The sequence below is a fragment of the Streptomyces sp. SL06 genome (assembly GCF_058244745.1).
On sequence record NZ_JBSYOT010000002.1, the window covers coordinates 1,895,225 to 1,911,545 of the forward strand.

The 16,321-nt window shown below is 73.1% G+C and carries 8 protein-coding genes and 3 pseudogenes; 2 read left to right on the plus strand and 9 right to left on the minus strand.

Features of this window, described 5'->3' with window-relative positions; all coding sequences use genetic code 11:
- Positions 1-5: 5 nt before the first annotated feature.
- Genes AC4IHM_RS08445 through AC4IHM_RS08465 form a run of 5 tightly spaced genes read right to left on the minus strand, consistent with a single transcriptional unit; the run spans position 6 to position 7,903 of the window.
- Positions 6-2,231 (minus strand): glycosyl hydrolase family 95 catalytic domain-containing protein, encoded by a 2,226-nt coding sequence (locus tag AC4IHM_RS08445; protein WP_490866459.1) that lies wholly within the window; start codon positions 2,229-2,231, stop codon positions 6-8.
- Complete coding sequence (locus AC4IHM_RS08450; RefSeq protein WP_490866460.1) at positions 2,228-4,204, minus strand: beta-galactosidase; 1,977 nt, start codon at positions 4,202-4,204, stop codon at positions 2,228-2,230. Before AC4IHM_RS08450 ends, AC4IHM_RS08445 begins: the two co-directional genes overlap by 4 nt.
- A complete protein-coding gene (locus tag AC4IHM_RS08455) occupies positions 4,204-5,157 on the minus strand; it encodes a carbohydrate ABC transporter permease (protein ID WP_490866461.1) in 954 nt (317 codons plus the stop codon). The genes AC4IHM_RS08450 and AC4IHM_RS08455 overlap by 1 nt, the downstream gene beginning before the upstream one ends.
- Positions 5,154-6,191, minus strand: coding sequence for an ABC transporter permease (locus tag AC4IHM_RS08460; protein WP_490866462.1), 1,038 nt, complete (start codon positions 6,189-6,191; stop codon positions 5,154-5,156). The genes AC4IHM_RS08455 and AC4IHM_RS08460 overlap by 4 nt, the downstream gene beginning before the upstream one ends.
- Before the next feature lie 26 nt (positions 6,192-6,217).
- Positions 6,218-7,903, minus strand: a complete 1,686-nt coding sequence (locus AC4IHM_RS08465; RefSeq protein WP_490866463.1) for an extracellular solute-binding protein — start codon at positions 7,901-7,903, stop codon at positions 6,218-6,220.
- A 401-nt stretch (positions 7,904-8,304) separates the two neighbouring features.
- On the opposite strand from AC4IHM_RS08465, the pseudogene AC4IHM_RS08470 reads away from it, so the two are divergent.
- Positions 8,305-11,162 (plus strand): annotated as a pseudogene (locus tag AC4IHM_RS08470) (glycoside hydrolase family 3 C-terminal domain-containing protein).
- A gap of 6 nt (positions 11,163-11,168) precedes the next feature.
- On the opposite strand, the gene AC4IHM_RS08475 reads toward AC4IHM_RS08470, so the two are convergent.
- Together AC4IHM_RS08475 and AC4IHM_RS08480 are read right to left on the minus strand one after the other, a co-directional pair.
- A complete protein-coding gene (locus AC4IHM_RS08475) occupies positions 11,169-11,846 on the minus strand; it encodes a response regulator (RefSeq protein ID WP_490866464.1) in 678 nt (225 codons plus the stop codon).
- Positions 11,847-11,875: 29 nt separating this feature from the next.
- Positions 11,876-12,406 (minus strand): annotated as a pseudogene (locus AC4IHM_RS08480) (sensor histidine kinase); the annotation flags it as partial.
- Between AC4IHM_RS08480 and AC4IHM_RS08485 the strand changes: the two are divergent.
- A pseudogene (locus AC4IHM_RS08485) lies at positions 12,400-12,918 on the plus strand (glycosyltransferase); the annotation flags it as partial. The pseudogenes AC4IHM_RS08480 and AC4IHM_RS08485 overlap by 7 nt on opposite strands.
- 29 nt (positions 12,919-12,947) lie before the next feature.
- Here the strand turns inward: AC4IHM_RS08485 and AC4IHM_RS08490 are convergent.
- Both AC4IHM_RS08490 and AC4IHM_RS08495 read right to left on the minus strand, forming a co-directional pair.
- Positions 12,948-14,393: an aldehyde dehydrogenase family protein gene (locus AC4IHM_RS08490; protein ID WP_490866465.1), complete on the minus strand. Its 1,446-nt coding sequence runs from the start codon at positions 14,391-14,393 to the stop codon at positions 12,948-12,950.
- Between the two features lie 172 nt (positions 14,394-14,565).
- Positions 14,566-16,251 (minus strand): PucR family transcriptional regulator, encoded by a 1,686-nt coding sequence (locus AC4IHM_RS08495; RefSeq protein ID WP_490866466.1) that lies wholly within the window; start codon positions 16,249-16,251, stop codon positions 14,566-14,568.
- Between the last annotated feature and the right edge of the window lie 70 nt (positions 16,252-16,321).

Consider the following 16,321-nt stretch of genomic DNA (forward strand, 5'->3'; position numbering starts at 1 on the left):
GGGGGCTACCGCGCCTTGGCACTCGTGGCGCTGATGACGCGGTTCTCTCCGGCGACGAGGTCGAGCGACTCGGTGCCGGAGGAGGTCCTCAGTTCGATGCGCTGGGTACGGCCGGGGCGCAGGACGGCTCTCGCGTCGCCGTCGGGCGTCCAGGCGAGGTCGAGTTCCGCGCCGAAGCGGGTGCGCACGCCCCGGAGTTCGCCCCGCGGGCAGGACGCGGGGAGGGCGGGCAGCAGGACCAGCCGGCCGGGGGTGGACTGGACGAGCATCTCGATGAGCACGGCCGGCAGGGCGTGGGCGGCGTCCGCGTTGTAGACCTCGCGGCGGGGGTAGTGCGCGCTCATCAGGGACGCGTGGAAGAAGTCCCCGTCGAGCACCCGGCCGAGGGCGTGGGCGACCCGTTCGCCGTCCCGCAGCCGGGCCGCGATCAGGGCGTGGTGGAGGTGGCCGTGCGCCGAGTCGTTCTCGGCGCCGCGCAGTTCGAGGGCGCGGTGGGCCGCCTCGGCGAGGCGGGGGGTGTCGTACGGGTTGATCTCGTCGAGCGGCCAGACGCCGTAGAGGTGGCTGAGGTGGCGGTGGTCGTAGCGGTCCGCGAGGCCGGGCCGGGCCCACTCCGCGAGGGCGCCGTCGGCGTTGGTCCGGTGCGGCGGGAGGCGGTCGGCGAGGGCGCGCCAGCGCTCGGCGTGCGCGGGGTGGTGCTCGGCGGCGGTCAGCAGGGCGTGCCGGGCGGCGGAGAGGTCCATGGCCGCGTCGACGGTGCCCCAGCTCGCGTTCGCGGGACGGTTCTCCGGCGAGTAGGAGGGGACGACGACGAGATGGCCGTCCGCATCGGTGCGGGTCAGGAAGTCCTCGTAGAACAGGGCGACTTCGGCCAGCGCGGCGACGGTACGGGGGTCCCGGGCGCCGCGGGTCTCGTCGTGGTCGACGAGGGGCTTGAGCAGCCAGTCCGCGCCGGCGGTCCACAGGTGGAGCGGGTACTCGCGGCTGAAGTGGTACGTGTGCCCCGACTCGCCGTCGGTGTGCGAGGGCGCGACGACGCCCCGGGTGCCGAAGATCGCGCGGGCGTTGTCCCGCCAGTCCGGGAGCTGCCGGTGGACCAGGGCGGCGTGGGCCTCGGTGACCTCGGGGAGGGCGGCCGCCGCGGCGGAGGCGGTCTGGAGGTTGAGGTTGGCGTTGGTGGTGAAGGCGCCGGACCAGGCGGTGTTCCAGTCGCCGGTCCACAGTCCCGTCAGGCGGGGCGGGAGCAGCCCGCTCGCCGACAGCAGGTGGTAGCGGCCGGCGGCGAAGAGCCGCTCCAGGAGGGCCGCGCCGGGGGGCCGGCGCAGCAGTTCCGAGCCCGGCAGGGCGCGTTCGGCGGGGTCGGCGGCGAGGTCGAGGGTGACGCGGTCGTAGGCGGTGCGGTGCAGGGCGCAATGCCGGTCGAGCAGACCGTCGTACGAGGCTGTGTCGCGCAGGGCGCGCAGGGCGCGGCTCTCGGCGACCACGTCCAGCTCGCCGGTGTGCCGGCGCACCCGGGTGAGGAGCAGCAGCTCCGTGGCGCCCCTGACGAGGACTCCGGGCGGCGCCAGCCGTGTGCTGCCGCCGGTGACGGCGGCCAGGGTGACGCCCGTGTAGGCCAGGTCGCTGCCGGGGTAGCGGGCGCGCAGGCTGAGTACGGCGCCCTCGGGGGTGAGGACGGCGCCGTGGCCGACGGCCAGTGCGGCGGGGGCGCCGGGGAGGCGGGGGTCGAGGGACAGGTCGAGGGCGAGGTCGGGGGCGGTGACGCGCTGGACGATCACGTCGTCGGCGCGGGAGACGAAGACGCGGCTGGTCCATGTGCCGCAGGTGGCCGTGGTCTCGCCGGTCGTGAAGTCGACGCCGCGGTGGTGGCCGGCGCGGGTGTCGCCGGGCGGTCGGTCCAGGCGCAGTTGGAAGGCCGGGTGGAAGGGGCGCACCCATCGCAGCGGGCGGCCGTCGGTGAAGGACTCGGCGGCGGCGGTGTCGCCGGCCAGCAGGCGGTCCTGGAGCGCGGGGAGTCCGGCGGCGAGGCGGGGCGGGCGGCGGTGCTCGTCCTCGCCGTCGGGCCGGACGAGGGTGTGATGGGTGACGATGACCCGGTCGTTGTTCGGATCGCCGAACACAAGGGCGCCGTGGTGGCCGTTGCCGGTCAGGAAGGCGTCCTCCCAGCGGGCGGCGGGCTCGGGCTCCCAGGTGCCGTGCACCGGCGTGTCGTGCGCCGGGGTGCCGGTCATGAGGCCGCCTCCGTGAGGACGGCCACGCCGTAGCGGCCGAGGGTGACGCGGTCGGTGACGGTCGCGTCGGTCAGCAGGTCGCGGTGGGTGCCCGGCACGTCGACGGTGACCGGGTCGCGGCCGTGGTGGAGGAGGAACAGCAGCCTTCCGCGGCGTACGGCCTCCACGTCGGCCGGGAGGGTGTCGAGGACCGGACGGACGCCCGCCTCGGCGGCGGCGCGGGCGAGCAGGTCGCGCAGCGCCTCCGGCTCGGGGAGCGTCGAGAGGTACCAGGCGCCGCCCTTGCGCAGGACGGCCGGCAGCCCGTCCAGCTCGCCGCCCTTGTAGTGGAGCGTCTCGGTCGCGGTGCCGTCGGACTCGATCTCCTCCGACCACAGGGTGCCGCGGAAGCCGTCGCAGGCGGCCGTCTCGTCCGACTCCAGCGGCCACCACTCGTGCAGGGTGCGGATGCCGAACAGCTCGCGCAGCCGGGCGTCCATGCCGCCCGGCCGGATCCGGTCGTCCATGTCGGCGACGCCGGTGAGGAAGCCGCAGACGAGGGTGCCGCCGCCGCGGACATGGGCGAGGAGGTTGTCGATCGCCGCGTCCGTGAGCGCGTAGAGCTGGGGGACGACGACCGCCCTGTACCGGCTCAGGTCGTGTTCCGGGTGGGCGAAGTCGGTGGTGAGGTGGGCCGACCACAGGGCGCGGTGCCAGGCGCGCAGGATGTCCGCGTGGTCGAAGCGGGTGGAGGGCCGGGCCTCCTGGGCGCCGGCCCACCAGGAGTGCCAGTCGTGCAGGACGGCGACATCGGCGCCGACGTGGCCGCCCGCCGTGTACGGGCCGAGCTTCGCGAGTTCGGCGCCGAGCTGCTTGACCTCCTGGTACGTGCGCCCCCGCTCCCCCGCGTGGCCGACCATGCCGGAGTGGAACTTCTCGGCGCCCTGCCGCGACTGGCGCCACTGGAAGTAGCAGACGGCGTCGGCGCCCCGGGCCACGGCCTGTAGGGACCACAGGCGGTTGAGGCCGCGCGGCTTGGGGTGGTTCGCGCCGCGCCAGTTGACGGGTCCCGCGGCCTGCTCCATGAGCATCCACGGGCCGCGCGCCTGGGAGCGGGTCAGGTCCTGGACGAGGGCGCCCTCCTGGGCGCCGAAGGGGTCGCGCGGGTCGGGGTAGAGGTCGACGGAGACGACGTCCTCCTCCTCGGCCCAGCGCCAGGCGTCCTGGCCGAACCACAGCGGCATGAAGTTCGTGGTCACCGGCAGGTGCGGGGTGTGGCGGCGGACGATGTCGCGCTCGGCGGCGAAGCACTCCAGGAGCATGTCGGAGGTGAAGCGCCGGAAGTCGAGGAGCTGGCTCGGGTTCCTCAGATAGTGGGCGCGGCGCGGTGGGGCGACCTCGGCCCAGTCGCCGTAGCCCTGGCTCCAGAAGGCGGTGCCCCAGGCGGTGTTGAGGGCGTCCAGGGTGCCGTACCGGTCCCTCAGCCAGCGGCGGAAGCGGGTGGCGGCCTCCTCGCCGTGGTCGTAGGTGCAGTACTCGTTGTTGATGTGCCACATGGTGAGGGCCGGGTGGTCCGCGTAGCGGGCGGCCAGGGCCTCGGTGACGGCGGCGGCGTGGCGGCGGTAGGTGGTGCTGGAGTGCGAGAAGTGCTGTCGGCCGCCCCACCACTCGGTGCGGCCGTCCTCGTCGCGGGGGAGGGTGTCGGGGTGGAGGTGGCCGAGCCAGGGCGGGGGCGAGGCGGTGGGGGTGGCGAGCACGACGCCGATGCCGTTCGCGTGCGTCAGGTCCATGAGGCGGTCCAGCCAGGCGAAGTCGTGGACGCCGGGGCGGGGTTCGAGCTTCGCCCAGGAGAAGACGCCGAGGGTGACGGAGTTGACGCCGGCGGCCCGCATCAGGCGGATGTCCTCGTGCCAGGTCTCCTCGGGCCACTGCTCGGGGTTGTAGTCGCCGCCGTAGAGGATGCGGCGGCCGGTGGCGTCCGACAGGTTCGGCATCAGCCCTTCACCGCCCCGGTGAGCATCCCCTTCTTGAAGTGGCGCTGGACGAAGGGCGAGAGCACGGCCACCGGCAGCAGGGCCATCACCATCACGGCCATCTGCACGGCCAGGCCGGAGAGTTCACCGGTCTTGATGGCCTGGCCGAGCCCGACCGGCGCCTCCTGCTTCTGCACGAGCTGGATCATGACGTTCTGCAGGGGCAGCATGTCCTGGTCGTTCAGGTACAGGGAGGCGTTGAACCAGGCGCTCCAGTAGCCGACGGCGTAGAACAGCGTGATCACGGCGACGACCGCGCGGGACAGCGGCAGCACGATCTGCCACAGGATGCGCAGGTCACCGGCGCCGTCGATGCGGGCGCTGTCGATCAGCTCCTGCGAGATGCCCATGAAGAAGCCGCGCAGCACCAGGATGTTGAAGACGCTGATCGCGCTGGGCAGGATCAGCGCCAGATAGCTGTCGGTGAGGCCCAGGGACTGCACCAGCAGATAGGTGGGGATGAGGCCCGCGCTGAAGAACATCGTGGCCAGCAGCACCATCAGGATCCAGCGGTGGCCGAGGGAGCCGCTGCGGGACAGTCCGTAGGCGCACAGCACCGACACCGCCATCGAGAAGAGGGTGCCGACGAGGGTGATCCCGATGCTGACGAGCGCGGCCCGGGTGACCTGGCCGCCGCTGAGCAGTTCCTGGTAGGCGACGAAGGTGATGTCCTTCGGGATCATCACCAGCCCGCCGGCCCGGTCGATGGTCTTGCGCGAGGAGAGGCTGGTGACGACGACGATCCACAGCGGGAACAGGATGGCCAGGCAGGCCAGGAGCAGCACCGTCGCCTTGCCGGCGAGTCCGGCCCGGCCGGGCGGCTCCTCCCACACGGGCCGGGGCGGGGCCGCCCAACGGCCGGGTGCGCGCGCCGGTTCGACGGCGGACGCGGTCACTTCCCGTACGGCGGTCACTTCTTGTACACCCCCTGCTCGCCCATGAGGTGGGCCACCTTGTTCGCGATGAGGACCAGGCCGAGGCTGATGACGCCCTTGACGAGCCCCGCGGCGGCCGCGTAGCCGAAGTCCTGGTTGCGCACGCCGTTCCACCACACGAAGGTGTCGAGGACCTCCGCGGCTCCTGGTCCGACGGCGTCGCGTTGCAAGAGGATCTGTTCGAAGCCGACCGTGAGGGCGTCGCCGACGCGGAGCACCAGCAGCAGGGCGATCACCGGACGCAGCGCGGGCAGCGTGACGTGCCACATCCGGCGCCGGCGGTTCGCGCCGTCCATCGCGGCGGCCTCGTACAGGTCGGGGCTGACCGAGGCGAGCGCGGCGAGGAAGACGATGATCCCCCAGCCCGCGTCCTTCCACACGCTCTGCGCGGTGACCAGGAACTTGAAGGTGTCCGGGTCGGTCATGAGGCTGAGCCCGTCGTACCCGTGGTCGCGCAGGAGCTGGGACAGCAGCCCGGCACCGCCGAACAACTGCTGGAAGACGGCGATGACCAGCACCCAGGAGAAGAAGTGCGGCAGGTAGAGGATGGCCTGCGAGATCGCCCGCACCCGGGGGCGGACCACGCTGTTGATGAGCAGCGCGAGGGCGACGGGGATCGGGAAGTACAGCACGAGCTGGAGCACGAACAGCACCAGCGTGTTGCGCACGGCGTTCCAGAAGGCGGAGTCCTCGAAGATCCGCTGGAAGTTCTCCAGGCCCACCCAGGGGCTGTGCAGGATGGAGACGATCCCGTTGTCGCTGATGTAGGGGTCGTAATCCTGGAAGGCGACGACGTTGCCGAGGATCGGTACGTAGTTGAAGAGCAGCACCAGCAGGACGGCCGGCAGCGTCATCAGCAGCAGTACGCGGTCGCGCCGGAACCGCAGGCGCAGGCTCAGTCTGCCGGTGTGCGGCTTTCTCCCGGTGGAGCCGGTGGCGGCGTCGGACGCCGCCGGGGCCTTCTTCGTCGCATCGGCCTCGGCCCTGGTCCGAGGCACCGTGCTGTGGGACACGGCCGTTCTCCTTGCCTCGGTACCGGTCAGCTCGCCGCCGTGCCGTTGTCGTCGAGCAGCTTCCTGTACCAGTCGCGGAGTCGGTCGCCGCCCTTGCTCCGCCAGTCGGAGACGGCCTGCTGCATGTCGGCGATCTTCTTGCGGCCGCGGACGATGTCGTCCTCCAACTGCTCGAAGTCGTTGGAGAGGTTGGTGTAGCGGGCGGGTTCGGTGATCTGCATGCCGTAGAAGGCGGGCTTCCTGGTGAAGGCGCCCATCCGCTGCTGCCACTCGACCTGTCCCCTGGCCACCTCGGGGAAGTCGGGGTGGGCGATGGTCGCGGCGGGGCTCGCCACCATCACGTAGGCGTTCATCACGTCGATGTTGCCCTGGTCGGTCTTGGTGGGCACACCGTTCTCGACGGTGTAGTGGGTGCCCTCCACGCCGTAGTTGGTGGCCATGTACTCCTTGGTGCCGTACGGCGCGGCGGTGACGTTGGCGACGGCGAGCACGTCGCGGATCACGGACTCGGACGCCTTCTTGTTGACGAAGGCGAAGATGCCGGCCGGGTTCTGCGCCCACAGCGTGGGGTCGCCGCCGTCGTGGCCGAAGATGTCCATCCCCCAGATCTTGAACTGCGGGTTCTGGGTGGCCTGTTCGGCGGTGCGGCTCCACCACTGCGAGGAGTCCTGGTTGTAGATGAGGAACTCGCCCGCGGCGAACTTGGGTCCGGGGTCGGTGGCGTTGCTCTTGCCCAGCCTGGCGTCGGGGTGCACGACGCCGGCGGCGAACAGCTTGCGCGTCCACTCCAGGGCTTCGAGGTACTCGTCGGTCTCGACGCGGTAGACCAGCTTGCCGTCGGCCTGGTTCCAGCCGAGCGACTTCTCGTTGCCGGAGAGCACACCGAAGGCGTTGAAGGCGGTCCACTTCATGTCCAGGCAGGCCCAGCGCTTGGCCCTGGCGTTGGTGGCCTCCTTGGCCAGCGCCATGAACTCGTCGCAGGAGCGGGGGACTTCGTAGCCCTCCTTCTCGAAGATGTCCTGCCGGTACAGCGGCACGATGCCGGTCACGTACGAGGAAGGCATCGGCAGTCCACGCAGCTTGCCGCCGAAGATGGACCGCTGCCAGGCGTCGGTGGGTATCGCCGCGAGGTTGGGGAAGTCCTTGACGGCGTCCCCGGAGAGGTAGGGGCCGAGGTCGGCGAACTTGCCGATGATGGCGCTGGGTATCTTGCCGGTCATGTTCCAGCCGGGTACGACCACCACGTCGGGCACCTCGCTGGAGGCGAGGACCGCGCCGAGCTTCTGGTCGTAGGTGTTGCCGTCCTGGTTCTGCCAGACCACGTCGACGCCGATGAGGTCGTTCATCGCCCGGTAGTAGGCGTTGTCGGCCTTCGGCGGTGAACCCCAGAACGGCGACATGACGGTGACCCTGCCGCCCTCGCCGAGCTTCTTCGGCACCGAGGTCTTCAGGTCCGCGAGGTCGAGCTTGCCGGTGAAGCCGACCGCGGAGCCGTTCCTGCTCGGGATGTCGGGGGTGACCACGTTGCCGGCCACGTACGCCGGAAGCAGCTTCTTGGCGTCCTTGCCCGAGGTGGTGCCGTCCCGCGAACCGCCGTCGGATCCGCCGCAGGCGGTCAGCAGCGGCATCCCTCCCGCCACCGCTGCGGTGGCGACCGCCGTGGAGGCGAGGAACTTTCTCCGGCTGGGGCCGGAGGCGGCGTTCGGCGTCATTGCGTCAACCCTTCGTGGCGCACCAGGACACCCGGCGGTGGCCGTCGGCTGCGGTGTCTCGAGTGGAACTGGCTGAGCCGAAGCGGTCGTCGGAGGAATGCCCGGTGTCCGTCGCACCTCACGTGCACGTCCGGGAGGAAGCCTCTTAGTCGAAGCGCTTCGATGTTGCTGCGAGGTTAAGTGAACGCCTGGGGGTGCACAAGAGCCGATTCCAGAATTCCTCCGAGGTATCGGGATGCCGGTAGTGGTCGAACCGGCTCATGTACCCCGGGGACACCCCTGGGACGGGGACGAGAAGTCGGAGGTGATGCGCCCAAGTGGCTTGACACCCGGCCCGGTGGCCAATGAGCATCGAAGCGCTTCGAAAGCGTCTCGCCGCTCCATCGCAAGGGGAACTCCACGTGACCGCACCCACGCCGCCCGCGCCGCCTTTCCGTGATCCGCGTCTGCCGTTCGCGAAGCGCGTCGAGGACCTGCTGTCGCGGCTCACACTCGATGAGAAGACCGGGTTCCTGCACCAGTTCGCGCCCGCCGTGGAGCGGCTCGGCATCGCCGCCTTCCGCACCGGGCAGGAGGCGCTGCACGGTGTGGCCTGGATGGGCCCGGCGACCGTGTTCCCGCAGGCCGTGGGGATCGGCGCGACCTGGAACGAGGACCTGGTGCGCCGGATCGGCGAGGCGGTGTCCAAGGAGACCCGGGCGATGCGCGCCCGCGACGACCGCGTCGGCCTCAACGTCTGGTCCCCGACCGTGAATCTGCTGCGCCACCCCCTGTGGGGCCGCAACGAGGAGGGCTACTCCGAGGACCCGAGGCTCACCTCGGCCATCGCCACCGCCTACACCCGCGGCCTGCGCGGCGGGCATCCGGTGTACTGGCGCACGGCGCCCGTCCTCAAGCACTGGCTCGCGCACAACAACGAGACCGACCGGGACACGTGCTCGTCGTCCGTCCGCCCGCGCGTCCTGCACGAGTACGATCTGCGGGCCTTCCGCGAGACCGTCGAGGCGGGTGCGGTGGCCGGGGTGATGCCGGCCTACAACCTGGTCAACGGCCGCCCCAACCACGTCTCCCCCCACCTCGGCCGGCATCTGCGCGCCTGGACCGAGGAGGATCTCCTGGTCTGCTCGGACGCGGGCGCACCCTCCAACCTGGTCGACTCCGAGCACTACTTCGACACCCACGAGGAGGCGACCGCCGCCGCGCTGCGGGCCGGGGTGGACAGCTTCACCGACCACGGCACGGACTCCGCCGGGATCGTCGCGCGGGTCCGGGGCGCCCTGGAGCGCGGCCTGCTGACCGAGGCGGACATCGACACGGCCGTGCGCCGGCAGCTGTCGGTGCGCTTCCGCCTCGGCGAGTTCGACCCGGAGCGCGACCCGTACGCCGTCACGGCGGACACCGCCACGGACTTCGACACCCCCGAGCACCGGGCGCTGGCGCGGGAGGCGGCCGAGCAGGCGGTGGTGCTGCTCAAGAACGACGGTGTGCTGCCGCTGGCCCCCGACACCCGCGTCGCCGTCGTCGGGCTGCTCGCCGACGAGTGCAAGCTCGACTGGTACAGCGGCACGCTCATCCACCGCTCCACTGCGCTGGAGGGCCTGTACGAGCGGTTCGGCGCCGAACGCGTGAGCTTCGCGGAGGGCGTGGACCGGGTACGGCTGAAGACGGCCGCCGGTGCCTTCCTGCACGTGCCCTCGGCGGACGACGCCGCCGACCCGGCGCGCGGCGCCCAGGGCGCCCTCGACCCGGCCCTGCTGACCGGCCGCACCGACCTGCCGCCCCTCACCACCGACGCCGCCGGCACCGAACTCGCGCTCGTCGACTGGGGCGAGGGCGTCCTCACCCTGCGCGCGCCCGACGGCCGGTATCTGTCCGTCGCCGAGGACGGCTACGTCCGCGCCTCCGCCGACCAGCCCGGCGGCTGGGTCGTGCAGGAGACGTTCCGCCTGGAACCCCACGGGGCCGGACACCTCCTGAGACACTCGGGTACGGGTCGTCACGTCTGTGTCGCCGCCGACGGCGTGCGGGTTGCCGCCCGCGACGACGACGCCCCGGAAATCTTCGAGGTGCTCGTCACCGAGCGCGGCGAGGACGCGGTGGCACGGGTCGCCGCGCAGGCGGACGTGGTCGTGGTGGTGGCGGGCAACGACCCGCACATCAACGGACGCGAGACCGAGGACCGTACGACGCTGCGGCTGCCCGGCCACCAGGAAGGGCTGCTGCGCGTGGCCCGCGCCGCCAACCCGCGCACCGTGCTGACGCTGGTGTCCGCCTACCCGTACGCCGTCGACACGCGGGCGCTCCCGGCGGTGCTGTGGACCGCGCACGGCGGCCAGGCGGCCGGCACCGCGCTGGCCCGGGTGCTGGCCGGGGACGTCTCCCCGCCGGGCGGCTCCCGCAGACCTGGTACGCGGGCGACGCCGACCTGCCCGAGCTGCTCGACTACGACGTGATCGGCGGCCGCCAGACCTACCTGTACTTCGAGGGGACGCCGCTGTTCCCGTTCGGACACGGCCTGTCGTACGCGTCCTTCTCCTACGCGGACCTGGCGGCGAGCACGGCCGACGGGCAGGTGGCCGTGTCCTTCACCGTCACCAACACGGGGGAGGTGACCGCCGACGAGGTGGCGCAGCTCTATGTCCGGGCCGAGAACCCGTCCGTGCCGCGCCCGCGCCGCGAACTGCTGGCCCACCGCAGGTTCACCCTCGCCCCGGGCGCCACGGAGGCGGTGTCCTTCGAAGTCCCGCTGTCCGCCCTGGCGTTCTGGGACGTGGCACTGGACCGGTGGCGGCTGGAGCCGGGCCCGTACGCGCTGCTGGTGGGCGCGTCGAGCGCGGACGTGCGCCTGGAGACGACCCTCACCGTCGACGGCGAGCCCGCCGCCCCGCGCCCGGTCCGTGAACGCGGCCTGGAGGCGGCCGACTTCGACGAGCAGAGCGGCACCGAGATCGTCGACCGGACGAAGGTCACGGGCGACGCGGTGACGCCGGTGGCCGACCGGACGGGCGAACTGCTCTACCGCGACTGCGACTTCGGTACCGGCGTCGGCCGGGTGGCGGTGTCGGTCGCGGGCGGGGGCACCGTGGAGATCGCCCTCGACGGGGGCCCGTCGGTGGCGGCGCTGTCACCGACGGCGCCCACGGCGGGGCCGTACGACTACGTGGAACTCGGCGCCGCGTTCGCCGCCGAGGGCGTCCACGATCTCCGCGTCAGGCTGCGCGGCGCTCTGCGGCTCGCGCACGTCGGCTTCTCCGGCTGAGGGTCCCTAGGAGTGCCGGGCCCCCGGCTCGCCGCCCGCCCTCACCAGGCCCAGTTCGTAGGCGACGATCACGGCCTGGGCCCGGTCGCGCAGCTCCAGCTTGGCGAACAGCCGGTTGATGTGGGTCTTCACGGTGTGGTCGGTGATGGTGAGCCGGTCCGCGATCTCCGCGTTGGACAGCCCCCGCGCGATCAGCGTCGGCACCTGCGTCTCGCGGGCCGTGAGGTCACCGGCCGCGCGGACCGGCGGCCGGGACGCCCGCGCGTGCACGAACTCGGCGATCAGCCGCTTGGTGATCTCGGGCGAGAGCAGGGCGTTGCCGTCCGCCACCACCCGTACCGCGTGCAGCAGTTCGGGGAAGGTGGCGTCCTTGAGCAGGAAGCCGCCCGCCCCGGCCGCGAGCGCGTCGTACACGTACTCGTCGAGGCCGAAGGTCGTCAGCATCAGGACCCTGGTCGCACCGCCGGACGCGGCCAGGATCTCGCGGGCCGCCTCGATGCCGTTCTTGTGCGGCATCCGGATGTCGAGCAGCGCGAGGTCGGGCCGGGTCTCGCCGGCGATCCGCACCGCCTGCGCGCCGTCCGCCGCCTCGCCGACGACCTCGATGTCCTCCTGGGTGTCGAGGAGGTTCACGAAGCCCGTGCGCACGACCGCCTGGTCGTCGGCGACCAGTGCCCTGATCACCCGCGTCTCCCCCGCTCGCCGCACGGCGCTCACCCGGCCCCCCAGGGCAGCTCCGCCTCCACCAGGAACCCGCCGTCCGGCTCCGCGCCCGCGCTGAGCCGGCCCCCGACCAGAGCCGCCCGCTCCCGCATCCCGGTCAGGCCGTGGCCGGTGCCGGGGCCGGACTCCGGACGGGCGTCCGCGGCCGGGCCGTCGTCGCGGATGCGCAGGGTGAGCAGCCGGTCGGCGCCGTAGTCGACCTCCACCACGGTGCGGGCGCCGGGCGCGTGCCTGCGCGCGTTGGTCAGCGCCTCCTGGGTGATCCGGTACGCGGACAGCTCCCACGCGGCGGGCAGCGGCTCCGGCTGCCCGGTGATCCGCAACTCGGCCGCGCCGCCCACCGCCCGGTGCTGCTCGACCAGTTCGCCGAGGTGGTCGAGGGTCGGCTGCGGGGCGGTGAGGGCCGCGCCGCCCTGCGGGGTGCGCAGCACGCCGAGCAGGCGGCGCAGTTCGGCCATCGAGGAGCGGGCTGTGGCGGCGATCTGCTGGAAGCCGTCGCGGGCCTCGGGGCCGAGTCCGGGCGCTGCCCTGGATCCGCCGGTCGGTCCCGGACGCCGTACTGCTCCTGGTCGGCGACGGACCTTACGCGCCCGCGCTGCGGCAACTCGCCCTGGACGAAGGGGTGCTGGACTCGGTGTTCTTCGCCGGCGGCCATCCCCAGCACGCGCTGCCGCCGTTCTACGCCGCCGCCGACGCCTTCGCCATGCCCTGCCGCACCCGCAGGGGCGGTCTGGAGGTGGAGGGCCTGGGCATCGTCTGTCTGGAGGCCGCAGCCTGCGGACTCCCGGTCGTGACGGGCGACTCGGGCGGTGCCCCGGACACCGTGCGCGAAGGCGAGACGGGACATGTCGTCGACGGCCGCTCGGTGGCGGCGACGGCGGACCGCCTGGTCAGGCTGCTCCGCGATCCCCGGGCGGCCCATGAGATGGGCGACAGGGGCCGCCGGTGGGTCCGTACGGAATGGACCTGGGACCACTCCTGGTCCACGCTGCGGGACCTGCTCGCGGGGGAGGTGGCCGGCCGGCGCCCGTAGGAGGACGCCGCCGGCCCGCTCCGGATGGGTCAGAGGGCGAGGCCGGTCAGGACGAGCACCCGCTCGTAGGTGTAGTCGTCCATCGCGAACCTGACGCCCTCGCGGCCCACGCCCGACTGCTTGGCGCCGCCGTAGGGCATCTGGTCGGCGCGGTAGGAGGGGACGTCGCCGATGACGACGCCGCCGACCTCCAGGGCGCGGTGGGCGCGGAAGGCCGCCTGGAGGTCGTGGGTGAACACGCCTGCCTGGAGGCCGTACTTGGAGTCGTTGACGGCGTCGAAGGCCTCGCTCTCGCCGTGCGCCTTCCGCACGCTGAGGACGGGCCCGAAGACCTCCTCGCGGGCGAGCGTGGTGTCGGCCGGAAGGTCGGTGAGGACGGTCGGCGCGTATGCGGCGCCGTCCCGCTTGCCGCCGGTGTGCAGCGTGGCGCCCGCCTCGACGGCCTCCCGCACCCACGCCTCGACGCGTTCGGCCGCGGCCTCGTCGACCAGCGGGCCAACGTCCGTCGCGGGGTCGTTCGGGTCGCCGGTGACCTGGGCCTCGACGGCGGCGACGATGCGCGGCAGCAGGCGGTCGTACACGGCCGCGTCGGCGATCACGCGCTGCACGGAGATGCAGGACTGGCCGCCCTGGTAGTTGGAGAAGGTCGCGATGCGGTTCGCGGCCCACGCCAGGTCCTCGTCGCTCGCCCAGTCGCCGAGGACCACGGCCGCGCCGTTGCCGCCCAGCTCCAGGGTGCAGTGCTTGCGCGGGACCGAGTCCATGATCGCGTAGCCGACCCGCTCGGAGCCGGTGAAGGAGATGACCGGCAGCCGCTCGTCCTGGACGAGGACGGGCATGCGGTCGTTGGGCACCGGGAGGATGCTCCAGGAGCCGGCCGGCAGCTCGGTCTCGGCGAGCAGCTCGCCGAGGATCAGGCCGGACAGCGGGGTGGCCGGGGCCGGCTTCAGGATGATCGGGGCGCCGGCGGCGATCGCGGGGGCGATCTTGTGGGCGCACAGGTTCAGCGGGAAGTTGAACGGCGCGATACCGAGGACGACGCCCCTGGGGAAGCGGCGGGTGAGGGCGAGCCGCCCCTGACCGCCCGCGTCGGTGTCCAGGCGCTGGGCCTCGCCTCCGTTGAAGCGGCGGGCCTCCTCGGCGGCGAAGCGGAACACGGAGACCGCGCGGCCGACCTCGCCGCGGGCCCACTTGACCGGCTTGCCGTTCTCGGCGCAGATCAGCCGGGCGATCTCCTCGGTGCGCTCGGCCAGCCGCCGCGAGACGTGGTCCAGGGCCGCGGCGCGGACGTGGGCGGGGGTGGCGGCGAACTCGTCCCGCACCGCGTACGCGGCGGCCACGGCCTCCTCGACCTGGGCGTCGGTCGGCAGGCTCACGGTGCCGACCCGGCCGCCGTCCCAGGGGGACGTGACGTCGAGACCGGCCTCGCCGGTGGCCTGGCGGCCGGCGAGCCAGAAGGCGTGGGTGGCTGTCACATTCCCTGTTGGCATGGTGGAGTCCGGGCCCTTCCGCGTCGGTGACGGTGTGTACGGGTGCGGGTCCACGGTAGGGGGGTGCGGGGCGGTTGGTGTTTGTCCGGGGTGTAGTGGCGAGGGCGGGTTGTTCGACGTGGCGGCCAGGTGGGCGGGCTCCGCCCGGTCGCTGCGCCTAGTCGGACGAGGTCGCCTTCAGGGCCAGCCACAGCTCCATCCGTACGTCCGGGTCGTCCAGGGAGCGGCCGAGGATCTCCTCGACCCGGCGCATCCGGTAGCGCAGCGTGTGGCGGTGGACGCCGAGGTCGGCCGCCGCCGCGTCCCACTGGCCGTGGCGGGAGAGCCAGGCGCGCAGGGAGGCGACGAGGTCGCCCCGGCCGGTGGCGTCGTGGTCGCGCAGCGCCCGCAGCAGACCGTCGGCGAAGGCGCGCACCGCGTCGTCGGCGAGCAGCGGCAGTACCGATCCGGCCGCCAGGTGTTCGTGCTCCACGCAGACCCGTCCGCGCCTGCGGGCCACCGACAGGGCCTGTTCGGCCTGCTTGTAGGCGGTGGAGGCGGCGATGGGTCCGGACGGCGCGGACAGGCCGACGACCAGGCCCTCCTCCTCGCCCGCCGCCCTCGGCTGCGGCGCCGGACGGGAGGACTCCAGCGCCGACGCGTACTCGACGCAGGCGGCGACGGCCGCGCCCCCGTCCCTGGCCAGTACCACCACCCGCTCGCCCTCGGGGACGACGAGCACCGACTCGCCGGAGCGGGCCGCGGCCGACTCCACGACCTCGGCGAGTGCGCCGAGCGGGTCGCCGTTCGTGTCGGCGGCGGCCAGCGCGGCGGCGGACTGCCTGGTCCTGGCGGCGGGCACGCGCGCCTTCGGTCCGGCGTGCGCCCGCGCGGCGGACGCGGAGGCCGACTCGGCGACGATCATCCGGAAGGGCGCGTCCAGCAGACCGCCGTACAGGTCCCCCGCGACCGTGCGCGCGTGCTCCGGTTCACCGGCCAGCAGCATGCGCAGCACGGCCGCGTCGATGCGCAGCCCGGCCTCGTGCAGGGAGCGGGAGCGTTCCGTGGTGAGCGTCAGGAGGGCGATGGCGGAGTGGACGGCGTACCGCTCGGCGGTGCCGGGGGCGGCGGCGGTGCCGACGGCGAGCGCGGAGCGGGGCCGGCGGGAGGTGCCGAGGGAGTGCAGTTCGACCCGGTCGCCGTTGCCGGGCTGGTCGGGCTGTTCGGCGCCGCCGACCACGCTGGAGGCGGGTGCGGGCCGCTCGCCCAGCCGCTGTACGTCGGCGGTGAGCCGGGCGGCCCGGCGGCCCGCCCACTCCGGTGCCGCGGCGACGACGGCGCCCGAGGCGTCGTACAGCGCCGCCCAGCCGTCGACCTGAGCGGCGAGCGCGGCCAGCAGCCCTTCCGGGCCGTCGGTCAGCGCCTGCCTGGTCAGCTCGCGCTGGGCGGCGAACCCCGCGGTGACCGCCCGGTACTGGTCGGCGGCGATCGCGGCGGACACGGCCTTGCTGATGGCGAGGAAGGGCGTGCGGCGCGGCACCTCAAGGAGCGGCAGCCCCTCCTTGCGCGCCGCCTCGACCAGCGCCGCGGGGATGTCGTCGTAGTTGACGCCGACGGCGAATCCGAGCCCCACCACCCCGGCGCCCGCCAGCCGCTTCACGTACCGGTGCATGGCCTCCGGGTCGTCGGCGTCCAGCTTGAGCGCGGTGATCAGGAGCAGTTCGCCGCCCTCCATGTAGGGCACCGGGTCGGCCAGTTCGCTCACGTGTGCCCAGCGCACCGGCGCGTCGAGGCGGTCCCCGCCCGCGCGGACGGTCAGTTTGAGCGCCGAGTGGTGGACGAGCGAGGCGAGCGTGGGGGGCATGGGGCCTGGGCCTTCGGATCCGTGACGTGGGGTGCGGAGAGGTGAGGAGACGTGAGCGGACTGTGACCTT